The organism is Catellatospora chokoriensis, from assembly GCF_011297315.1.
Classification (GTDB): domain Bacteria; phylum Actinomycetota; class Actinomycetes; order Mycobacteriales; family Micromonosporaceae; genus Catellatospora; species Catellatospora citrea.
Map to the genome: position 1 here is coordinate 145,998 of NZ_JAAOTI010000012.1, position 21,862 is coordinate 167,859.

A 21,862-nucleotide genomic window follows, 5' to 3' on the forward strand; every position below is an offset into this window, starting at 1 on the left:
CCGATCCGCGACAAGCCGCCGGGGGGTGTACGACAGGGGCGCCCTCCCGTGGGAGAAGCGCCCCTGCGGTGCCGTCGTGCCCGGGTCAGAGGATGGACACGTGGACGTGGTTGGTGTGGTCGCCGGCCGGGTTGTCGCCGCAGTTGGAGCCCGCGGAACTGTAGTTCTTCCACCCGCCGTTGATCCAGATCTTGCAGAACCAGATCACGTACATGACGCCCAGGCGGCTGGCGTTCTTGATAAAGAACGAGGCCAGGTTGTTGCCGTAGGTGCGGTCGCCGCCGCTGGCGGAGGAGTTGGTGAAGCCGCCGGTGGCCGAGGCGAAGTCACAGGCTCGGCCCTTGGGGTGCTCGCCGCCGCCGCCGGAGCGGTGACACGAGACGTAGCGCCCGAAGCCGTTGGCCTTGGCCTGGTTCATCGCCCACAGGGTGCGCGGGGTGATGCAGCCGCTGGTGGTCGGGTCCTTGATCGAGCAGCCCTCGCTGGGCCAGGATCCGTTGGCGTTGCGCGGGGCGGGCTTGGCCAGCGGGGAGTTCGGGTTGATGTAGCCGCTCGAGCTGCGCCCGTCGACGGCACGCAGGGCCTGGTCGGCTGCCTTCTTGCGCTTCTCGATCTCCTTGAGCGCGTCCTGCTGCAGCTTCAGCTGGATGTCGATCGCCGCCTTCTTCGCGGTGACCTCCTGCTTGCGGGTCCGGAAGTCGGCCATCCGGGCCTCGTCGCGCTGGGTCATCCGGTCCATGGCGCTGGCCTTGGACAGCAGCGAGCCCGGCTGGCTCCCGCTGATCATCAGACTGACCACGCCGAGCTTGCCGGTCTTGTAGGCCTCCGCCGCGTACTGGCCGACGAACACGCGCAGCCGCTCCAGCTCCGACTCGGCGGTGATCAGCTCGGCGGCGAGCGCCTTCTGCGAGGCCTTGGCGGTTTCCAGCGCGGCCTCCGCCTCCAGGTAGCCCTTGGCCGCCACCTCGAGGTTCTCGCGCAGCTGCGCGAGCGTCTTGGAGCTGCCCTCGTTGGGCTCCGCGAACGCGGGCGCCGCCGGTGCCAGCCCGCTCACGACCAGGAACAAGGCAGCGAGCAGCAGCGCGAGGTGGGCGGCGCGTCGTCGTGTCCGGGGGACGGTGGGGGTCACGGAGGTGCTTCCTTCCGTCGTTCGCCGCGCGGACGGGTCGGCGCGGCGGCGGCGCTGCTGGGGGAGCAGCGGGCCGGGCGGCCGGGCCGTCGTCGGGGATGCGCGACGGTGGCTTCGGCAGATCTTTACGTGAGACAGCCTCGGTGCCGTAGGGGCAGGCGGTCAGAGTACCCGGTATCCACGGGGGCGCTCAAAACGATCGACGAACGTGCACCGCTTTGCCCGAATCGTTGGTTTTCGCGTTGCCCCATCAGGGAACCGGTCCCGTAATAGTGTTATCCGGAGGGGATTGTGTCGTCTCGCGCCGTTTCAGTGCTCTTCACGGCCTGGATGGTGCTGCTTGGCGTGCTCTATTACGTCATCAGGCCGTGGCAGGTGGGGTTGTGGGCCGCGCTCGGGCTGAGCGGCGCGGCCGCGATCGTCTACGGCGTGCGCCGCAACCGGCCGCGCCGGCCCCGACCCTGGTATCTGCTGGCCGGGGCGCTCCTGCTGTTCGTCCTCGGGGACCTCTGCTCCGCCGTGCTCAACAGCGACTACCTGGCGCCCTACGACGTGCCGTTCTTGGTCGACATGGTCTACCTGGCCATGTTCGTCGTGATGAGCCTGGGCCTGATGGGCCTGGCCCGCTCCGGCTGGGCGATGCGGGACCGGGCCGGCGTGCTCGACGCGGTCACCCTGATCCTGGGCCTGGGTCTGCTGGCCTGGATGTTCATCATCGAGCCGCGCTTCCGTACGCCCGGATTGACAGCGCTGGACCAGATCGCCGCGGTCGCCTATCCCCTGGCCGACCTGCTGCTGCTGGCGATGGTGGTGCGGATCGTGCTGGTCGCGCGCTGGAGTGCGCCGGTGGCGCTGCTGGCCGCGGGCGGCATCGGCATGTTCGTCAGCGACAACCTGCACCTGTTCGCGCGGATGGACGGGTTCTGGCACATCGGCGGGTCGCTCGACGTCGGCTGGATGCTGCTCTACTGGGGCTGGGGGCTGGCCGCGCTGCTGCCCTCGATGGTCTGGCTGACCGAGCCGCGTCCCGCCCCGACCGCGGAGCTCAGCGGGCGCCGGGTGGTGGTGCTGGGCCTGTCCTCGTTCATCCCGCCGATGGTGCTGCTCTTCCAGGCGCTGCGCGGCCCGGTGCGCAACGCCGAGGGCATCGCGCTGCTGTGCATCGCCATGTTCGTGCTGGTGCTGATCCGGCTGCTGGACGCCATGCGCATCCATCGCCAGGCGCTGGCCCGCGAGCGCATGCTGCGCGAGGCGGGCGTCGGCCTGGTCGCCGCCACCGACATAGCCCAGGTCAGCGACGTCGTACGCGACACCGCGACCGGGCTGATGCCCCGCCACGCCGAGCACCGGGTGATCCTGGCGGTCGAGGAGCCCGAGCGGGCGGCGGCCGAGGGGGAGCAGCCCGGCGGCGGGCCCCGGCCGGCGGTGCTGTGCCGCACCGGCGAACTGCCCCCGGAGCACGCCGACCAGCTGGCCGGGTTCGACACCGTGCTGAGCTGCCCACTCGCGCCGGCGGACGGCACCTCGGGGGGCCACAGCATCGGCACGCTGCTGGTCGCGGCCGAGGAGGACGTGCTGCAGACGCTGCGCGGCGCGATGGAGGTGCTCGCCCTGCAGGCGGCCCTGGCGCTGTCCCGGATCATGCTGAACGACGAGGTCAACCGCCGCGACAGCGAGGCCTACTTCCGCGCGCTGGTGCACAACACGGCGGACGTGATCATGATCGTGGCCGGCGAGGACGAGATCCGCTACTGCAGCCCGTCCGCGGCGGCGATGTTCGGCCGCGAGGCGCTGGAGGGCAACCACCTGCTCGACCTCGTCGTGCCGGAGGAGCGCGAGCGCAGCGCGGGCTACCTGCTGCGGGCGCGCCAGGAGCGGCGCGGCGAGACCACCGACTGGACCGTGTGGGGCTTCGGGGACCGGCGGCTGCAGGTGGAGGTCTCCAGCCGTGACCTGCGGGAGGACCCGGCGGTCGGCGGCCTGGTGATCACACTGCGCGACGTGACGCAGCGCCGGCGGCTGGAGCGCGAGCTGACCCACCGGGCCTTCCACGACTCGCTGACCGGGCTGGCCAACCGTGCCCTGTTCATCGACCGGGTGACGCTCGCCGTGGACCGGGCCCGCCGCAACGGCACCATCGCCGGCGTGCTCTTCATCGACCTCGACGACTTCAAGGACGTCAACGACACGATGGGCCACCCGGTCGGCGACGAGCTGCTGACCTCGGTCGCCGAGCGGCTCAAGGGCGTGCTGCGCCCGCACGACACCGCCGCCCGGCTGGGCGGCGACGAGTTCGCGGCGCTGATCGAGGACTCCGCCGGGACCGGCGCGATCGAGGCGGTCGCCGAACGGGTGGTGCGGGTGCTGTCGGTGCCCGTGCCGGTGGGCGACCAGCGGGTGCCCGCCGGGGCCAGCGTCGGGGTCGCCACCACCCGGCACGCCCGCGACGGCGACGAGCTGCTGCGCCACGCCGACCTGGCGCTGTACTCGGCCAAGGGGGAGGGCAAGGGCCAGTGGCGGCGCTACCAGCCGGCGCTGCACGAGGCCCTGGTCGAGCGGCTCCAGCTGAAGGCCGACCTGGACCGGGCCGTCGCCGATGAGGAGTTCAGCCTGCGCTTCCAGCCGGTCGTCGGGCTGACCGGCGCCGGCACCGTGGGCTTCGAGGCGCTGGTGCGCTGGGAGCACCCCAGCCGCGGCACGCTGGCGCCCGGCGAGTTCATCGGCCTGGCCGAGGAGTCCGGGCTGATCGTCCCGATCGGCACCCAGGTGGTGCGCCAGGCGCTCGCCACGGCGGCGCGGTGGCCCACCCGGGCCGGGCTGAGCCCGTACGTCAGCATCAACATCTCGGCCCGCCAGTTCCGCACCCCCGGCGTGGTCGCCGACCTGCTGCGGGAGCTGGACGAGGCGGGCCTGCCCGCGCACCGGATGATGCTCGAGATCGTCGAGACGCTGCTGCTGCACGAGGACGAGGAGGTCTGGGCCGACCTGGCCGAGCTGCGCGAGGCGGGGGTACGCGTCGCGATCGACGACTTCGGCACCGGCTACTCGTCGCTGAGCTACCTGCGGCAGATGTCGCTGGACGTGGTGAAGCTGGACAAGTCCTTCGTCGGCGAGATCGCCGTCTCCACCCAGCAGCGGGCACTGGTGGAGGGCATCGTGCAGCTGGCCAACACGCTCGGGCTGGAGGTCATCGCCGAGGGCATCGAGACGCAGGAGCAGCGCGACATCCTCGCCGACATCGGCTGCCCCTTCGGCCAGGGCTACCTGTTCAGCAAACCGCTGCCCGGCGCGGAGACCTTCCCCTGGCTGGTCGACGACCTCGACGCGCCGGCGGCGCACTAGGGTCGGGCGGATGCGGATCGTCTCCCTGGTGCCGTCGCTGTCCGAGGCCGTCGCGGCGACGCTGCCCGGGGCGCTGGTGGGCGTCACCGACTGGTGTACCCACCCGGCGGGGCTGCCCGCGACACGCGTGGGCGGCAGCAAGTATCCCGACCTCGACCGGGTGCTGGCGCTGCGGCCGGACGTCGTGCTGGTCAACGTCGAGGAGAACCGGGAGTCCGACGCCGAGGCGCTGCGGGCCGCGGGGGTCGAGCTGTACGTCACCTACCCGCGCACCGTCGACGAGGCCCTCGACGAGCTGGGCCGGATGCTGACCGCGCTGGGCGCGCCCGCCGAGCCGGACTGGCTGCTCGAAGCCCGCGCCGCCTGGGCGGACTTGCCGGCCCCGACGCCCCGGCGCGCGGTCGTTCCGGTGTGGCGACGCCCCTGGATCGTGCTGGGCGGCGACACCTTCGCCGGGGACGTGCTGCGCCGCCTCGGCCTGGTCAACGTGTATGCCGACGCCGCCGAGCGTTATCCTCGCCCGTCCCTTGACGAGCTGCACGCGCAGGACGCTGAGCTGATCGTGCTGCCTGACGAGCCCTACACCTTCACCCGCGAGGACGGCCCCGAGGCCTTCCCCGGCACGCCGTGCGCCCTGGTCTCCGGCCGCCACCTCACCTGGTACGGCCCGTCCCTCGCGGAGGCCCCCACCCTCCTTTCCGCCCAACTCGCCACCACCTGACACCCACCGGCACCGCAGCACCGGGTCGGGGCGTCAGGCCCAGGAGCGGAGTTCGTCGTCGTTGGGGGCGTGGACGAGCAGCGGGGCGGGCGCGTCGAAGCGCATCACCGGGCGGGTGTCGTTCCAGCGGGTCCAGCCCGGGTCGCCGGTGGTGGCGAAGTCCACCCAGGCCCGGTGCATCGCGTCGGCCAGCTCCTGCGGCGGGTTCGGGCCGGACAGCGGCAGCCCGTCGGGCGTGCCCAGCGTGTCGAAGACGAAGCCGATCTCCAGGGCGTGGCACGCGCCGAGCCGTTCCATCGGGGACGGCCAGGCGAACTCGTACAGCCAGGTGTCGCCCGGCGTCCGGGCGTCGGCCAGCAGGTTGAGCGGTCGCCGCAGCAGCCGGTCGGTCGCGATGACGCCGAGCAGCTCACCCGGCGACGCCTCCGGCCGGGCCGCGCGGTAGGCGCGCGCGGTGCGGGCCCGCACCCGGAACTTGGCCAGGGCCAGCCGCAGCGTGAACCGGTTGATCCGGTCGACCAGGCCGGTCGGCACGAACCACAGCCGGTACTCCTCGGCGTTGTAGCCAGCCAGCACACCGATGTCCGCGGCCGCGCCGTCGTGCAGCGCCACCATCGGGTCGCGGGGCAGCACGTCGCCGTCGACGGCCAGGGTGAACCCGTTGCCGTTGCCGATCGGCGGCCCGCCCCGGGTGATCGACACCTGCGCGGCCAGCAGCCGGGCCCGGTCCACCTGTGCGAACGCCTCGGCGGTCGCCGGGACCTTCAGCCGCTTCGCGATGAGCCGGGTGGAGCGGCCCGCGGCCTCGGGCGGCTGCGCGGCCGGGGCCCCGCTCTGCAGCACCGCCCGGTGGCACAACCCTCGCGCGTACGGGCTGGTCAGCAGCGCGCCGATGGAGATGGAGCCGGCCGACTCGCCGAACAGCGTCACGTTGGTCGGGTCGCCGCCGAACGCCGCGATGTTGTCGCGCACCCAGGTCAGCGCCGCGATCTGGTCGCGCAGGCCCAGGTTGGCCGGGGCGTCGGGGAAGACGCCGAAGCCCTCGATGCCCAGCCGGTAGTTGATCGACACCAGCACCACGCCGTCGCGGGCGAAGTGCCGCCCGTCGTACGCGGGCAGGCAGTTCGACCCGTTGCGCAGCGAGCCGCCGTGGATCCACACCATCACCGGCCGCCCGGTCGCGCCCGCGGGCGCCCACACGTTGAGGTTCAGGCACTCGTCACCGGGGATCGACGGATCCGACAGCAGCCGGTCCATCGGCGGCGGGAACGGCGCCTTCGGCGCGGTGGGCCCGTAGGCCAGCGCGTCGCGCACGCCCGTCCACGGCGGCACCGGCGCGGGCGCGGCGAACCGGTGCTCCCCGAACGGCGCGGCCGCGTACGGGATGCCCAGGAACACCGCGACCCCGTCGTCGACCCGCCCCCGCACCCGCCCGTCCCGGGTCGCGACCACGACCCCCACCGCCGTCTCCGTCACCCCCGCATTCTCCCGCCCCGAGCGCGAGGAAGGGCACCTTCTCAACGCTTTGCGTGGAGGAAGGTGCCCTTCTTGACCCGTCATGCGCTGCGCGCGCCGCGGAAACGGGGCGCGGGGCGGGCGGGGGAGGTGCGGGGGCCGTGGCCGGGTGTGGTCGGCCACGGCCCGGTCACACGGCCGCGGCGGCGGCGCGGCCCGCCTGGCGGCCGGAGAAGATGCAGCCACCGAGGAACGTGCCCTCCAGCGACCGGTAGCCGTGCACGCCGCCGCCGCCGAACCCGGAGACCTCGCCGGCCGCGTACACCCCGGGCAGTGGCGTGCCGTCGGCCCGCAGCACCCGGCCGGCCAGGTCGGTCTCCAGCCCGCCCAGGCTCTTGCGGGTGAGGATGTTGAGCCGGACCGCGATCAGCGGACCCGCCTTCGGGTCCAGCAGCCGGTGCGGCGTCGCGACCCGGATCAGCTTGTCCCCGCGGTAGTTGCGCGCCCCGCGGATCGCGGTGATCTGCAGGTCCTTGGTGAAGGTGTTGGTCAGCTCGCGGTCGCGCGCCTCGACCTGCCGCTGCACATCGGCGAGGTCGAGCAGGCCCGCACCGGTCAGCTTGTTCATGCCCGCGACCAGTTCGGCCAGGGTGTCCGCGACGACGAAGTCCGCCCCGTTGCGCTTGAACGCCTCGACCGGTCCCGGCGCGCCGGGCAGTGCCCGCTTGAGCACCTGCCGCACGCTCTTGCCGGTCAGGTCGGGGTTCTGCTCGGAGCCCGAGAGCGCGAACTCCTTCTCGATGATCTTCTGGGTGAGCACGAACCAGGTGTACTCGTGCCCGGTGCCCATGATGTGCTCCAGCGTGCCGAGCGTGTCGAAGCCCGGGAACAGCGGCACCGGCAGCCGCTTGCCGGTCGCGTCCAGCCACAGCGAGGACGGGCCGGGCAGGATCCGGATGCCGTGCTTGTCCCAGATCGGGGCCCAGTTCTCGATGCCCTCGGTGTAGTGCCACATCCGGTCGCGGTTGATCTGGTTGCCGCCCGCCGCCTCGGTGATGCCGAGCATGCGGCCGTCCACGTGCGCGGGCACGCCGGACAGCAGCCGCTGTGGCGGGGTGCCCAGCCGCTGCGGCCAGTTGCGCCGGACCAGGTCGTGGTTGCCGCCGATGCCGCCGGAGGTGACGATCACCGCCTGCGCGCGGAAGGAGAAGTCACCCACCTGGGTACGCGAGCTCGCCTCGCCCCGCGCGGCCGCGCTGGGCTCCAGCACCGCGCCGCGTACGCCGTCGACGGCACCGCCGGTCACCGTCAGCTCGTCGACCCGGTGCCGGAACGCGAGCGTGACCAGGCCCTTGTCCACCGCGGCGCGGACCCGGCGGATGAACGGGGCCAGCACGCCCGGCCCGGTGCCCCAGGTGATGTGGAAGCGCGGCACCGAGTTGCCGTGCCCGTCGGCGAGGTAGCCGCCGCGCTCGGCCCAGCCGACCACGGGGAAGAGGCGCACGCCCTGCGCGTGCAGCCAGGACCGCTTCTCGCCCGCGGCGAAGTCCACGTAGGCCTGCGCCCACCGGCGCGGCCACGCGTCGCACTCGCGGTCGAACCCGGCGCTGCCCAGCCAGTCCTGCAGGGCCAGCTCGGGGGAGTCCTTGATGCCCATCCGGCGCTGCTCGGGCGTGTCGACCAGGAACAGGCCGCCGAACGACCAGAAGGCCTGCCCGCCGAGCGACGCCTCGGGCTCCTGGTCGAGCAGGATGACGCGCTTGCCCGCGTCGGCCAGCTCGGCGGTGGCGACGAGGCCGGCCAGCCCGGCTCCGACCACGATGACGTCTGCGTCCACGCTGCCACTCTCCTGATGCACGGCGATGTGACCGGCAGCATAGCGAACGCGAAACTCTTTCGTTTCGTTCGGCACCCGTGCGAATCGGTTGCGGGAGACGGCGGCGACCTCCAACCTCGAGGCGAGCCGCCGCGTATTGGTGGCGGAGGTGGCAGATGAACAGATATGACGGCTTCCACGAGTTCGTGGTCGCCCGGGGCGGGGCGCTGTCGCGTACGGCGTTCCTGCTGACCGGGGAGCACCACGCGGCCGAGGACCTGGTGCAATCCGCGCTGGCCAAGGCCGCGACCCGGTGGCGGCAGATCATGGAGTACGGCCAGCCGGAGGCGTACGTCCGGCGCACCATGATCAACGAGCAGATCTCGTGGTGGCGACGCAGACCGGCCTGGCCGGTCGCCGATCTGCCCGAGCTGCCCGGCCCCGACGAGCCGCACCGGATCGTGGACCGGGTGGCCCTGGGCCAGGCGTTGGGCACGCTCACCCCCCGCCAGCGGGCGGTGCTGGTGCTGCGCTTCTACGAGGACCTGTCCGAGGCGGACACCGCCGCGACGATGGGCTGCTCGATCGGCACCGTGAAGAGCCAGACCCACCTCGCGCTGAGCCACCTGCGGCGGGCCCTGCCGCTGTTCGCGGAGGAGGCCGGCCAGTACGCCGACGCCACGCAGGCCGTGGCCAGGGCCCGGCAGCGGCGCTCGCGGCGGGTCGCCGCGGTGGCCGCGCTCGCGCTGGTCCCGCTCGCGCTCGCCACGGCGCTGTACGTGCTGCGCGGCGGTTCGCCGGTGCCGCCGCCGGTGCTGACCACCCCCTCGCCGGGCCCGTCGGCCACGTCGGCGCTCGCGCCGCTGCCGTCGTCGCTGGCGGGGATCAGCGACGACATCCAGGACCTGCCGCGGGATCGCGCTGTCGGCCCGGTCTCGCTGCTGGTCGTCGAGACGGCGACGCCCGAGGTCCACACGGCCGAGCTGATCGCCGCCGACGGGCGTCGCTACCGCCTGTCCGTGCCGAACGACGACTTCGGCGTCACCTTCCTGCTGTCGCCGGACGGCCGCTGGCTGGCCTGGACCGTCCGCGAGGCGACGATCGTCCGGGACCTGACCGGCACGGCCGAGCACCGGCTGCCCGGTTCCCGGCAGGTGCTGTGGTCGCCGGGCACCAGGTGGCTGTACTCGGAGGTCCCCGGTGGCCGGGACAGCTACGTGGAGCTGGCCGGGTGGACCGTCCACGAGGCGCCGGCGGCCACGCCGCCGAGGTATCCCGTCGCGGTGCTGGACGACGGCCACGCGCTGGCCTACGACGGGCCGCGCACCGAGGCGCGTACGCCGTTGAAGGTGTTCGATCCGATGACCGGCGCGGTGCGTACCCGCTTCACCGTCGACGCCGCGCCATGGCTGCGCGCGGGCGAGACCACCGTCGCCGTCACCACCCCGGAGAAGGAGCAGCTCGTCGTCGTCATGGTCGGCACCGGCGACGTGGGCACCGTGTCGGTGCTGCAGCAGCGCAGAGAGGTGGCCCTGCTCAAGTTCTCGCTCGCCGACGGGCGGGTGCAGGAGCGGCTCGACCTCGCCGGGCACGGCGCGCCGGGCACGGACGTCGTGTGGCCGATGTGCTTCCGGGGCGGGGAGATGCTCTGGCACGACGGTGTCGCCGTCCGGGTCGCGGGCGCCGAACCGACCCACCGCGCGGTGTTCACGATCGACCACCGCCACGACGCGTACCAGCTGCCGGGTTGTCTGCGGACGGCCTTCTGGCGCTAGCGGCACGGACCTGCCGACCCGAGGATCGGGTGACCGGACGCCGCGCCGGCCGGTCACCCCGACCCGGCCAGGACGGTCGCGCCCGCGCGACCGTCCTGCGGGCAGCCACGGATTTCCGGAGGATGACCTCCAACCCCGCAGCGTCCCCTCGCGTCATGGGGGCGGAGGTGGCGGATGGACAGGTACGACGGGTTCCACGAGTTCGTCGTGGCGCGGGGCGGTGCGCTGTCGCGCACGGCGTTCCTGCTGACGGGGGAGCACCACGCGGCGGAGGATCTGGTGCAGTCGGCGCTGGCCAAGGCGGCGCTGCGGTGGCGCTGGCTGGTGGAGCACACGCAGCCGGAGGCGTACATCCGGCGCATCATGATCAACGAGCAGATCTCGTGGTGGCGCAGGCGGCCCGCCCGGCCCGTGGCGCAGGTGCCCGAGCGGGCCGGTCCCGACGAGCCGGGGCAGGTCGTGGAGCGCATCGCGCTCGGGCAGGCGCTGGCCACGCTCACCCCGCGCCAGCGCGCCGTGGTGGTGCTGCGCTTCTACGAGGACCTGTCCGAGGCGGACACCGCCGAGCTGATGGGCTGCTCCGTGGGCACCGTGAAGAGCCAGACCCACCTGGCGCTGGGCCACCTGCGGCGCGCGCTGCCGCGCTTTGCCGAGCAGGCGGGGGAGTACGCCGACAGCGGGGCCGCCCTGGCCCTCGCGCGACGCCGCCGGACCGGCCGTACGGTCGCCGCCGCGCTGCTGGCCGTGCCGATGCTGGCGGGCCTGCTCTGGTACGCCGTACGCGGCCCCGACGCCGCGCCGCCGCCGGTGGCGACCACACCGTCCGGCATCCCGACTCCGGCCAAGGCGCTGCCGGCGCTGCCGTCCCGGCTCGACGAGAACGCCACGATCGAGCGACTGCCCGGCGACCGGGGCATCGGGCCGGCAGTGCTGCAGGTGCACGACCGCGGGGTGCAGCCGGGCTCGAGAACTCTGCTGGTCACGGTCGACGGCCACCACTATGAGGTCGCGCCGCCCGAGGCGGGTTACGTGAGCACCCCGGCGCTGTCCCCGGACGGGCGCTGGCTCACCTGGTCGACGGCCACCTCAAGGGTGGTGCGCGACCTCACCGGGAGCGAGGTGCGCGAGCTGCCCCCGACGTCGAACGCCCCGCTCTGGTCGCCCGGCGGCGACTGGTTCCTGCTGCCCGCCCAGGCGGGCAAGGGCGAGATCCTCTTCCACCTGCCCGACTGGACGCCCCGCGAGCTGGCGCCCGTGTCGTTGTGGGACCGGGTGACCAAGGTCGTGCTGGACAGCGGTGAGCTGCTGCGCTCCGCAGGCAGCCCCACCGCGACGGCGGTGCCCCTGGAGGTGGTTGACCCGGTGACGGGGGCAGCGCGGGCGCTCACCGTCGACGTGGCCGGCCTGCTCGGGCAGGGCGAGTCGGTGTACAAGTGGTCGATCCTCTCGGCTCCCGGCAGTTCGGCCGGGCTGGAGGTGGTCGGCGTCTCCGCGCAGGGGTCCGCCCAGGTGGTGGGGGTGCTCCAGTTCTCCACCACCGACGGCCGGGTGCTGCGCCGTATCACCGTGCCGGCAGACGGCCTGGCGTTCCCGCTGTGCTTCCGGGGTGGGGACCTGCTGTGGACCGACCTGGCGACCATCCGTCGGGCACAGGTGCCCGAGGGCATGGAAGTGCTGATGACCCACGATCTCATGAACGGCGTGGAGCCCGCGGGCTGCGGGCGTTCCGCGCAGCTTGAGTCGATGGTTCCGTGACGGCGACCGGTCCGCCTCCCGCAGTCGTGCGGGCGGCGGACCGACGCCGCAGCACGTGGCCCGCCCGTCCGCCGCGACGGCCGTGCCGGATGATCCCAACCTCCGGGCACGCTGCCGCGTAGGGGGAGTGGAGGTGACGGATGAGCCGATACGACGGCTTCCACGAGTTCGTGGTCGCCCGGGGCGGGGCGCTGTCGCGCACGGCGTTCCTGCTGACCGGCGAGCACCACGCGGCCGAGGACCTGGTGCAGACCGCGCTGGCCAAGGCGGCGACCCGGTGGCGGCAGATCATGGAGTACGGCCAGCCGGAGGCGTACGTCCGGCGGATCATGGTCAACGAGCAGATCTCGTGGTGGCGGCGGCGCCCGGCGCGGCCGATGGCCGAGCTGCCCGATCGTGTCGGTCCCGACGAGCCCGGCCGGGTGGTGGAACGGGTCGTGTTGACCCGCGCGCTGGCCACCCTCGCCCCGCGCCAGCGGGCCGTGCTGGTGCTGCGCTACTACGAGGACCTGTCCGAGGCGGACACCGCCGCGGCCATGGGCTGCTCGGTGGGCACCGTCAAGAGCCAGACCAACCTCGCGCTGACCAACCTCCGGCGCTCGCTGCCGCTGGTCGCCGAGCACGCCGGGCAGTACGCCGACGCCCCAGCCGCGCTGGCTGCGGCACGCCGTCGGCGGACCCGGCTGACAAGTGCGGCGGCGGTGCTCACGGCGCTGCCGCTGCTGCTGGGCGCGGTCTGGTTCACGCTGGCCGGCGCCACTCCCGCGCCGCCACCGGTGACCAGCTCGCCGAGCCCGTCCGCGCCGGCCCCGCCGAGCGGGCCGGTGACGCCGCTGCCCACCGTCGTGCCGCCTGGTGACGCCCTGCCCGAGTTGCCCGCGGACCGGGGCGTGCGCGGCGGTGCGCTGGTGCTGACGAAGCAGAATTCGGACGATCCCGTCCATGAGCTGCTGGGCGGTGACGGCCGCCGGTACCGGTTGCCGTCGCGGCCGACCGGCGGGTTCACCGTGGAGCCGATCCTGTCGCCGGACGGCCGGTGGCTGCTCTGGTCGTCGCCCCAGGGGACCGTGGCCCGCGACCTGACCACGTCGACCGTGCACCGGCTGCCGTACGAGCTGACGCAGGCCCAGTGGTCGCCGTCCGGGAGGTGGCTGTTCGCGCAGCGCTACCCGGAGATCGGGGAGTTGCTCGTCAGGATCGACGACTGGTCGGTGCGCGAGTCCGTCCCGTCCGATGCGGCCAAGCCCGTCGCCGCGGTGCTGGACAGCGGTGAGCTGCTGCGGCTGGGCCAGGTCACCGACACCACGGTCACCCTCGACCGGGTCGATCCGCTGACCGGGGCCGCGCGCCGGATCACGGTGAACCTGCGCGGCGTGCTCCGCGCCGACGAGTCCGCGGTCGCCGTCAGGACCGACCACGGCAACGGCGAGCACAGCGAGATCGCGTTCATCCTGCCCGTCGCGGACGGCACCGCGGGAGTGGAGATCTCGGGGTCCGGGCCGGGCCGGGCCGGCCTGGTGACCGCCGTGGTCAGGTTCGCCGTCGCCGATGGCCGCGTGCTGAACCGGATGGATCTGTCGGCCACCGGCAGCTTCTCCCGGCCCCTGTGCTTCCACGGCTCGGATCTGCTGTGGACCGACGGCACGCGCGTCATCGGCGGCGGCGCCTACCGCTTGCCGCTGGATCCGGTGTACGGCTACTCCCCGCCCGGCTGCGTCCGGGTCGCCGGCCCGGCACCGACGGGCTGAGCAGTGGCGGCGCGGTCCGCGGCGGGCTGCCAGAATGATCGGATGAGAGGTGCTCTGCCGATCGTCGACCTGTCCGCCGACCGCGTCGCCGTGGCCGCCGGGATCCGCGCGGCCTGCCGCGACAGCGGGTTCTTCTACCTGGCCGGGCACGGTGTCCCCGACGAGCTGCTCGCGCGGCTCGACGCGGCGTCGCGGGAGTTCTTCGCGCTGCCCGAGGACGAGAAGCTGGAGATCGCGATGGTCCGCGGCGGGCGGGCCTGGCGTGGGTTCTTCCCGGTCGGCGGCGAGCTGACCTCCGGCCGCCCGGACCTCAAGGAGGGCCTGTACTTCGGCGCGGACCTGCCCGCCGACGATCCGCGGGTGCTGGCCGGGCTGCCGCTGCACGGGTCCAACCTGTACCCGCGGCAGGTGCCCGAGCTGGCCGCGCTGGTCCCGGCGTATCTGGCGGCGCTGACCGGCGTCGCGCAGGAGGTGATGCGCGGTGTCGCGGTGAGCCTGGACCTGCCCGAGGACTACTTCGCCGACGGGTACACGGCCGACCCGACGGTCCTGTTCCGGATCTTCCACTACCCGCCGTCGCCGGCCGGGGACGACGGCTGGGGCGTCGGCGAGCACACCGACTACGGCCTGCTCACCCTGCTGGCCCAGGACGGCAACGGCGGCCTGCAGGTGCGTACGCCGGCCGGCTGGATCGACGCGCCGCCGGTGCCCGGCACGTTCGTCTGCAACATCGGCGACATGCTGGACCGGCTGACCGGCGGGTACTACCGGTCGACGCCGCACCGGGTGCGCAACGTCAGCGGCAACGAGCGGCTGTCGTTCCCGTTCTTCTTCGATCCGGCCTTCTCGGCCGAGGTCCCGCCGCTGCCCGGCCGGGCGCGCGAGGGCGCGGACGGCCGTCCCCGCTGGGACGGCCAGGACCTGCGGGTGTTCACCGGGACCTACGGCGACTACCTGCTCGGCAAGGTCGGCAAGGTCTTCCCCGAGCTGCGCGGCGAGGTCCTGTGACCGTCTCTTCGCCCAGCGGGGGACATTCTGTTCACCACCAGGACAACAGCTGTCCATCTCCGCGGGAAAGGGTCGGGTGATCGGCTCACCGACCGCTGGAGATGACGTTGACCGCTCGGTTCGAGTTCTACGAGCGGGCGTGCGCCGGCGTCACCTGGCGGCTGCTGTCCAGCAACAACCGTGACCTCGGCCGGTCGGGTGCGGGCTTCGCCGACGTCGACGCATGCCTGCGGGCGGTGGACGAGGTGCGCGCCGCGGCGGCCGAGGCCGAGCCTGTGATCCACCGGGTGAGCCGGCTGGCCTGGGCGTGGCGGCTGGAGGCCGGTCCGGGCGCGGTGGCCGTGGCCAGCCGCGCCTATCAGCGCCGCGTACAGGCCCAGACCGCCTGCGACCTGTTCCTCCGCCTGGCCGTCGAGGCCCCCGTCAACACCGACGTCCGCCAAACCCGCAGTTGACCCCCACCGCCCGCCGCACCAGCTGTCGCAACTCCTAAAAAGTCGCGCCTCGCGCAGGTGGCTGTGGCCGCGACTCGTCAAGAGTTGCGACCGGGCCCGGCGGGCCGGGGCGGGGCGGGGTCAGTCGTGGGCGCCGCGGCGGAGTTGCTTGATGGCGGAGCGGTGTTTCTTCGCCTGTAGGCGGCGCTGCTTGGCGCCCTTGCTCATCTTCGTGGGACGGCGCGGTGGCGGCGGGGGCGCCAGGGCGTCGCGCAGCAGGCCGGCGAGGCGTTCGCGGGCGGCCTCGCGGTTGGACAGCTGGGCGCGGTGCTCGCTGGCGGCCACGGTCAGCACGCCGGCGACGAGCCGCCCGCCGAGCCGTTCGAGGATGCGCGACCGGAGTTCGTCGGAGAGGGCGTGGGAGCGCTCCACGTCGAAGGACAGCTCCACTCGGCTGTCGGTGGTGTTGACCCCCTGCCCGCCCGGACCGGAACTGCGCGAGAAGCGTTCGCGCAGCTCGCTGTCGGGTATCACGAGCTGTTCAGTGATCTTCAAGTCTTCGGCCACGGCGCTGCGCACCCCCTTCGGCGTCCTCGTGCGGCCCGCTGATCATGCCGTACGGAGAGCGCGTTCACCGCACGGTTTTCCCTCCCGATCAGTGTAGCCATCGATGTACGACGAAGTTGCTTAAGCGGTTTTCATGGTCCATGTCACAGGATCGTCACGAGAATGACGTCCTATTGACACGTTGGGAGCGCACCCATACCGTGTGTTCACTTATCCGGTTCAGTAGACGCTCCGCTATATCTGGGAGCGCTCCAAGTTGTTTCGGAGGACACATGCGACTGCACAGGTCCGGCTGGGTCGTGGCGACCGCGCTCGTCGCGGTCGGCGCGCTCACGCTCGCCGGCTGCAAGGGCGGCGGCAGCGACGAGCCGTCGAAGCCCGGCGGCGCGGTCGAGCTGAAGATCGCTTTCTGGGGTGACTTCGGCCTCGACGAGCTCAAGGCCAAGTACGAGGCCGCCAACCCGAACGTCAAGATCGTCCTCAACTCGGGCGAGTACAACGCCCAGCACGAGGACCTGCAGAAGAAGCTCATCGCCGGCTCCGGCGCCCCGGACATCGCCGCGATCGACGAGGGCTTCATCGTCAGCTTCCGCAGCCAGGCCGACAAGTTCGTGAACCTGCTGGACAAGGGCGCGAGCAAGTACCAGGACAAATACCTGGGCTGGAAGTGGAAGCAGTCGCTGTCGGCCGACGGCAAGACGCAGATCGGCCTCGGCACCGACGTCGGCGGCCTGGCCATGTGCTACCGCACCGACCTGTTCAAGGCCGCGGGCCTGCCCGTGGAGCGGGACAAGGTGTCCGCCCTGTGGCCGACCTGGGACGACTTCATCAAGACCGGCCAGGACTACACCGCCAAGTCGAAGAAGAAGTTCGTCGACAACGGCACCAACCTGTTCAACCCCATCCTGGGCCAGCAGCCGGTCGGCTTCTACGACGAGTCCGAGACGCTGAAGATGGACGGCGGCCCGAAGGCCGCGTTCGACCTCACTCTCAAGGCGGTCGGCGCGGGCCTGTCGGCCAACCTGCCGGCCTTCTCGCCGGAGTGGAACGCGGGCTTCGTCAAGGGTGACTTCGCGGTGCTGGCCTGCCCGGCGTGGATGCAGGGCCACATCAAGAACACCGCGCCGGACACCGCCGGCAAGTGGGACGTCGCGGCCATCCCCGGTGGCGGCGGCAACTGGGGCGGCTCGTTCCTGACGGTGCCGAAGCAGAGCAAGAACGCCGACGAGGCGTACAAGCTGCTGGAGTGGCTGATCCAGCCCGAGCAGCAGATCGAGATCTTCAAGAAGGTCGGCAACCTGCCCTCGCAGCCCGCCCTCTACAAGGATCCCGCCATCGCCGACTTCAAGAACCCGTTCTTCAGCAACGCCCCGGTCGGCCAGATCTTCAGCAAGACCGCTGAGGGCCTGACCCCGCAGTACCTGGGCAAGAAGAACGGCCCGACCCGGGTCGCGGTCGAGAACGTCATCAACTCCGTCCAGGCCGGCACCACCAAGCCCGCCGACGCCTGGGCGCAAGCGCTCAAGGAAGCCGACAAGGCCTCGAAGGCCTGACCCTGCGTCACGCGACGCGTTGCAGTGGGGATCAGAAGGGGTGGGCGTCTCCCTACGGCGTCCACCCCTTCGCCCGCCGCGACGGGACGTGGCCCGCCATGGCGCTCGCCACGTTCCGCATCATATCGACCATCCTCGGTAAACGGAGGTAATCGTGCGCGGGCTGTCGCACCGGCTGCACCGATTCGACGTGAAGCACATGCCTTACGTCCTGATCGCACCGTTCTTCATCCTCTTCGCGATCTTCGGGCTGTTCCCGTTGATCTTCAATGGCGTGGTGGCCCTGCGCACCTGGCGGCTGGACGATCCGGCCCAGGACGGGTGGGCGGGCCTGGCCAACTTCGAGCGCCTGCTGACCGACGAGGACTTCGGCAACGCGCTCTACAACACCTTCGGCATCTTCCTGCTGTCCACGGTGCCGCAGCTGCTGCTCGCCCTGTGCGTGGCGTTCCTGCTCAACCGCAGGCTGCGCGGGCAGACCTGGTTCCGGGTCAGCATGCTGCTGCCGTACATCACCCCGCTGACCGCGTCCACGCTGGTCTTCCTGGTGGTGTTCGGGCGCGACACCGGCGTGGCCAACTGGGTGCTGTCCGTCGTCGGCGTGGACGCGATCGACTGGCGCGCGGGCAAGCTGCAGTCCTGGGTGGCCATCGCCACGATGGTCAACTGGAAGTGGATCGGCTACAACGCGCTGCTCTACCTGTCGGCGATGCAGACCATCCCGCGCGACATCTACGAGGCGTCCGCGCTGGACGGCGCGACCGCCTGGAAGCAGCTCTGGCGGATCACCGTGCCGATGATCCTGCCCGTCGTGATCTTCACCGTGGTGCTGTCCACCATCGGCGGGCTGCAGCTGTTCACCGAGCCGATGCTGCTCGACTCGAACCCGGCCTCGGCCAGCGGCGGCTCCAACGGCGAGTGGCAGACCATCGCCCAGCTCATCTACAAGGTCGGCTGGAAGAACCTCAACCTGGGCTACGCCGCGGCGATGTCCTGGGCCCTGTTCCTGATCATCGTGGTCGTCGCGGTCGTCAACACCGTGGTGACCAACCGGCTCGGAGGAGGAAAGCGGTGAGCACCACCACCGACACCCGCGTCGTGCCGCCGCCCGGCGCAGACCCCGGCCGGGCCGCGCCGCGCCGCAAGGCCAAGCCGTCCTTGTCGGGGCGCGCGCCCCAGGACACCCCGGCCGGCAAGTGGACGTATCTTCTGCTCGGCCTCACCTTCCTGCTGTCGATCTACCCGATCTACTGGATGTTCGTCATCGCGACGAGCACCGACGCGGCGCTGGCCGAGATCCCGCCGAAGTTCCTGCCGGGCGGCGAGTTCATGAAGAACCTCGACGAGGTCTTCTCGCTGCAGGACGTGTACTTCGCCGAGTCGCTGGTGAACAGCCTCATCGTGTCCACCGTGATCACGGTGTCGGTGCTGTTCTTCTGCTCGGTGGCCGGGTTCGCGTTCGCCAAGCTGCGTTTCCGGGGCAGCCGGATCCTGATGGTGATGGTCGTGCTGACCCTCACCGTGCCCAACCAGCTCGGCATCGTCGCGCTCTACATCCTGATGGGCTACCTGCCCGGTGAGGGCGGCTGGAACGGCAGCCTGCTCGCGGTCATCGTGCCCGGCCTGGTCAGCGCGTTCGGCGTGTTCTACATGCGGCAGTTCATCCTGGGCGCGGTGCCCGACGAACTGATCGAGTCGGGGCGCGTCGACGGCGCGACGACCATGCGCATCTACTGGAGCATCGTGCTGCCCGCGATCCGGCCCGCGCTGGCCGTGCTGGGCCTGCTCACCTTCGTCGGCAGCTGGAACGACTTCCAGTGGCCGCTGATCACGCTGGGCGGCACGGACTACCCGACCTCGATGGTCGCACTGTTCGACCTGGCCAGCGGTAATTATGTGCTGTACCGGCGGGTGCTCGCCGGCGCGTTCGTGGCTACCGTGCCACTGATCATCTTGTTGTTCGTCGGGGGCAGGCAGATCGTCCGCGGCATCATGGAGGGTGCGGTCAAATCGTGATGATGGCGTCTCGGTCCCGAAGCATGGTCCAGCTCCACCACGGCTGGCAGGTGTCGGCGCGCAACACGCCGGTGCCGGTCAGCCGGGTGCCGGCGGCCGTGCCCGGGTGCGTGCACACCGACCTGCTGGCGGCAGGTCTCATTCCCGATCCGTTCCTGGACGCGAACGAGACCGAGCTGAGCTGGATCGGGCGCACCCAGTGGACGTACGAGACCAGCTTCCAGTGGTCCGGGCCGGTCGACGACCGGATCGACCTCGTGTGCGCGGGCCTGGACACCGTCGCGACGATCTCGCTCAACGGCACCGAGGTCGGGCGCACCGCGAACATGCACCGCGGCTACCGCTTCGACCTGCGCTCGGCGCTCACCCCCGGCCGCAACGACCTGCGCATCACCTTCGACTCGCCGTACGAGTACACGGCGGCCATGGCGCGGCAGGTCGGCTCCCGGCCGGGGGCCTACGACGAGCCGTACAACCTGATCCGCAAGATGGCCTGCAACTTCGGCTGGGACTGGGGCCCGACCGTGGTCACCGCCGGCATCTGGCAGCCGATCGGCCTGCACAGCTGGTCGACGGCGCGGCTGGCGCAGGTGCGCCCGCAGATCACCGTGGACGGCACGACCGGTGTGGTGGACGTGCACGTCGACGTCGAGCGGGCGTCCACCGAGTCGCTGCACGTCACCGTCGAGGTCGGCGGCGTCGTCGGGGTGGCCTCGATCGGCGCCGGCAGCATCGGCGCCACGCTGCGGCTGAGCGTGCCGGACGTGGCGCGGTGGTGGCCGCGGGGCTACGGCGAGCAGCCGCTCTACCCGCTGCGCGTGGTGCTGGCCACCGAGGGCGGGCGCGAGCTGGACCGGTGGGAGCGGCGCGTCGGCTTCCGCACGGTGCGGGTCGACACGACCCCCGACGAGCACGGCACGCCGTACACGGTGGTGGTCAACGACGTGCCGGTGTTCGTGAAGGGGGTCAACTGGATCCCCGACGACGCCTTCGTCACCCGGATCACCCGCGAGCGGCTGGCCGAGCGCTTCCGCCAGGCGTGCGACGCGAACATCAACTACCTGCGGGTCTGGGGCGGCGGCCGGTACGAGTCGGAGGACTTCTACGAGTTGGCCGACGAGCTGGGCCTGATGGTCGGGCAGGACTTCCTGTTCGCCTGCGCGGCCTACCCGGAGGAGGAGCCGTTCGCCGCCGAGGTGGCGGCCGAGGCGCGTGAGCACGTGGTGCGGCTGGCCTCGCATCCCAGCCTGGTGACCTGGACCGGCAACAACGAGAACATCTGGGGCTTCGCCGACTGGGGCTGGCCGGAGCAGCTGCACGGGCGCAGCTGGGGTGCGGGCTTCTACCACGAGCTGCTGCCGTCGATCGTGGCCGAGCTGGACCCGGCCCGCCCGTACTGGCCGGGCAGCCCCTGGTCGGGCACGCCGGACATCCACCCGAACGACCCGGCGCACGGCACCATGCACATCTGGGACGTGTGGAACCAGATCGACTACGCGCACTACCGGGACTACATCCCCCGGTTCTGCGCCGAGTTCGGGTTCCAGGCCCCGCCGGCGTACGCGACGCTGCGCCGGGCGCTGCACGACGAGCCGCTGGCCAGTGACTCACCCGGCATGCGCCACCACCAGAAGGCCGCCGACGGCGACCTCAAACTGCGGCGCGGGCTGGACGCGCACCTGCCCGAGCCGCGCGGCTTCGACGACTGGCACAACCTCACGCAGGTCAACCAGGCCCGCGCGATCCAGCTGGCCGTCGAGCACTTCCGGTCCCACCAGCCCGTCTGCATGGGCGCCATCGTCTGGCAGCTCAACGACTGCTGGCCGGTGACGTCCTGGGCGGCGATCGACGGCGACGGGCGGCGCAAGCCGCTGTGGCACGCGCTGCGCGCCGCGTACGCCGACCGCCTGCTCACGATCCAGCCGCGCGACGGCGGCCTGGCCCTGGTCGCGTCCAACGACACCGACCGGCCGTGGCAGACCGAGGCGACCGTGACCAGTCACGATCTCAGCGGCAAGGCCCTGGCCGCGGTCACCGTCACGGTCGACGTCGCGCCGCGCTCGGTGGTCGTGACGCCGATCCCGGACGGCGTCGCGCTGCCCGAGGAGCCCCGGTCCGAGTTGCTGCGGGCCGTCGCCGGCGAGCAGCAGGCCTGGTGGTTCCACGCCGAGGACCGCGAGATCGACTACCCGGCCGCCCGGTACGACGTGACCGTCGAGCCCACCACCGGCGGCTACGACGTCACCGTCACCGCCGGGACCATCCTGCGCGACCTGTCCCTGTTCCCCGACCGCCTCGACCCGGCCGCCACCGTCGATCAGGCCCTGGTCACCCTGCTGCCGGGCGAGTCGGTCACCTTCACCGTCCACTCCACCGCCCGCCTCGACGCCGCCGCCCTGGCCGCCCAGCCGGTGCTCCGCTGCGTCAACGACATCACCGCCTGACACCACCAGCGGAGATCTTGACGGTCTGTGGTCGCCCCAAGTGCCACAGACCGTCAAGATCTCCGGAATTCCGGCAAGGCCCATTCCTTCCACGGATGC

Annotated in this window: 13 protein-coding genes and 2 pseudogenes; 11 read left to right on the top strand and 4 right to left on the bottom strand. The window is 72.0% G+C overall.

Annotated elements, in window-relative coordinates:
• Positions 1-85 precede the first annotated feature (85 nt).
• Positions 86-1,129 (bottom strand): coiled-coil domain-containing protein, encoded by a 1,044-nt coding sequence (locus tag HAV39_RS19525; RefSeq protein WP_239120518.1) that lies wholly within the window; start codon positions 1,127-1,129, stop codon positions 86-88.
• Between the two features lie 330 nt (positions 1,130-1,459).
• On the opposite strand from HAV39_RS19525, the gene HAV39_RS43290 reads away from it, so the two are divergent.
• Both HAV39_RS43290 and HAV39_RS19535 read left to right on the top strand, forming a co-directional pair.
• Positions 1,460-4,471 (top strand): putative bifunctional diguanylate cyclase/phosphodiesterase, encoded by a 3,012-nt coding sequence (locus HAV39_RS43290; RefSeq protein ID WP_191840633.1) that lies wholly within the window; start codon positions 1,460-1,462, stop codon positions 4,469-4,471.
• Between the two features lie 10 nt (positions 4,472-4,481).
• Positions 4,482-5,192 (top strand): helical backbone metal receptor, encoded by a 711-nt coding sequence (locus HAV39_RS19535; RefSeq protein WP_191840634.1) that lies wholly within the window; start codon positions 4,482-4,484, stop codon positions 5,190-5,192.
• 33 nt (positions 5,193-5,225) lie between these two features.
• Here the strand turns inward: HAV39_RS19535 and HAV39_RS19540 are convergent, their stop codons facing one another.
• The gene (locus tag HAV39_RS19540) at positions 5,226-6,668 is read right to left on the bottom strand and encodes a carboxylesterase/lipase family protein (protein WP_203736208.1); all 1,443 of its coding nucleotides are present in this window, start codon (positions 6,666-6,668) and stop codon (positions 5,226-5,228) included.
• Positions 6,669-6,837: 169 nt separating this feature from the next.
• Entirely contained in the window at positions 6,838-8,484 is a 1,647-nt protein-coding gene (locus HAV39_RS19545) for an FAD-binding dehydrogenase (protein ID WP_191840636.1), read from the bottom strand.
• Between the two features lie 155 nt (positions 8,485-8,639).
• Here HAV39_RS19545 and HAV39_RS42765 point away from each other — a divergent pair.
• The 5 genes and pseudogenes from HAV39_RS42765 to HAV39_RS19570 form a co-directional block, all read left to right on the top strand.
• A pseudogene (locus HAV39_RS42765) lies at positions 8,640-9,098 on the top strand (SigE family RNA polymerase sigma factor); the annotation flags it as partial.
• A gap of 1,314 nt (positions 9,099-10,412) precedes the next feature.
• On the top strand, positions 10,413-11,993 hold the full coding sequence (locus HAV39_RS42280; protein WP_203736210.1) for a SigE family RNA polymerase sigma factor: 1,581 nt from the start codon (positions 10,413-10,415) through the stop codon (positions 11,991-11,993).
• Positions 11,994-12,133: 140 nt separating this feature from the next.
• Positions 12,134-12,592 (top strand): annotated as a pseudogene (locus HAV39_RS42770) (SigE family RNA polymerase sigma factor); the annotation flags it as partial.
• 1,191 nt (positions 12,593-13,783) lie between these two features.
• On the top strand, positions 13,784-14,749 hold the full coding sequence (locus tag HAV39_RS19565) for an isopenicillin N synthase family dioxygenase (RefSeq protein WP_191840638.1): 966 nt from the start codon (positions 13,784-13,786) through the stop codon (positions 14,747-14,749).
• A gap of 107 nt (positions 14,750-14,856) precedes the next feature.
• Positions 14,857-15,204 carry a hypothetical protein gene (locus tag HAV39_RS19570; RefSeq protein ID WP_203736211.1) on the top strand — a complete coding sequence of 116 codons (348 nt, stop codon included), beginning with the start codon at positions 14,857-14,859 and terminating at the stop codon, positions 15,202-15,204.
• 120 nt (positions 15,205-15,324) lie between these two features.
• Here HAV39_RS19570 and arfB read toward each other — a convergent pair whose 3' ends face one another.
• Positions 15,325-15,732, bottom strand: coding sequence for an alternative ribosome rescue aminoacyl-tRNA hydrolase ArfB (gene arfB / locus HAV39_RS19575; RefSeq protein ID WP_373311734.1), 408 nt, complete (start codon positions 15,730-15,732; stop codon positions 15,325-15,327).
• Between the two features lie 290 nt (positions 15,733-16,022).
• Here arfB and HAV39_RS19580 point away from each other — a divergent pair, with 290 nt between their 5' ends.
• The 4 genes from HAV39_RS19580 (at position 16,023) to HAV39_RS19595 (ending at position 21,763) form a co-directional block, all read left to right on the top strand.
• Positions 16,023-17,303 (top strand): ABC transporter substrate-binding protein, encoded by a 1,281-nt coding sequence (locus HAV39_RS19580; RefSeq protein WP_120316626.1) that lies wholly within the window; start codon positions 16,023-16,025, stop codon positions 17,301-17,303.
• Between the two features lie 199 nt (positions 17,304-17,502).
• Positions 17,503-18,378, top strand: coding sequence for a carbohydrate ABC transporter permease (locus HAV39_RS19585; protein WP_191840641.1), 876 nt, complete (start codon positions 17,503-17,505; stop codon positions 18,376-18,378).
• Positions 18,379-18,461: 83 nt separating this feature from the next.
• A complete protein-coding gene (locus HAV39_RS19590) occupies positions 18,462-19,319 on the top strand; it encodes a carbohydrate ABC transporter permease (protein ID WP_191840735.1) in 858 nt (285 codons plus the stop codon).
• A gap of 23 nt (positions 19,320-19,342) precedes the next feature.
• Entirely contained in the window at positions 19,343-21,763 is a 2,421-nt protein-coding gene (locus HAV39_RS19595; protein WP_239120519.1) for a glycoside hydrolase family 2 protein, read from the top strand.
• Positions 21,764-21,862: the final 99 nt, after the last annotated feature.

Coding starts and splice junctions, on each gene's coding strand:
- HAV39_RS19595 (WP_239120519.1), top strand. CDS start 19,343: ATGGTCCAGCTCCACCACGGCTGGCAGGTGTCGGCGCGCAACACGCCG.
- HAV39_RS43290 (WP_191840633.1), top strand. CDS start 1,460: ATGGTGCTGCTTGGCGTGCTCTATTACGTCATCAGGCCGTGGCAGGTG.
- HAV39_RS19535 (WP_191840634.1), top strand. CDS start 4,482: ATGCGGATCGTCTCCCTGGTGCCGTCGCTGTCCGAGGCCGTCGCGGCG.
- HAV39_RS19585 (WP_191840641.1), top strand. CDS start 17,503: ATGCCTTACGTCCTGATCGCACCGTTCTTCATCCTCTTCGCGATCTTC.
- HAV39_RS19565 (WP_191840638.1), top strand. CDS start 13,784: ATGAGAGGTGCTCTGCCGATCGTCGACCTGTCCGCCGACCGCGTCGCC.
- HAV39_RS19580 (WP_120316626.1), top strand. CDS start 16,023: ATGCGACTGCACAGGTCCGGCTGGGTCGTGGCGACCGCGCTCGTCGCG.
- HAV39_RS42280 (WP_203736210.1), top strand. CDS start 10,413: ATGGACAGGTACGACGGGTTCCACGAGTTCGTCGTGGCGCGGGGCGGT.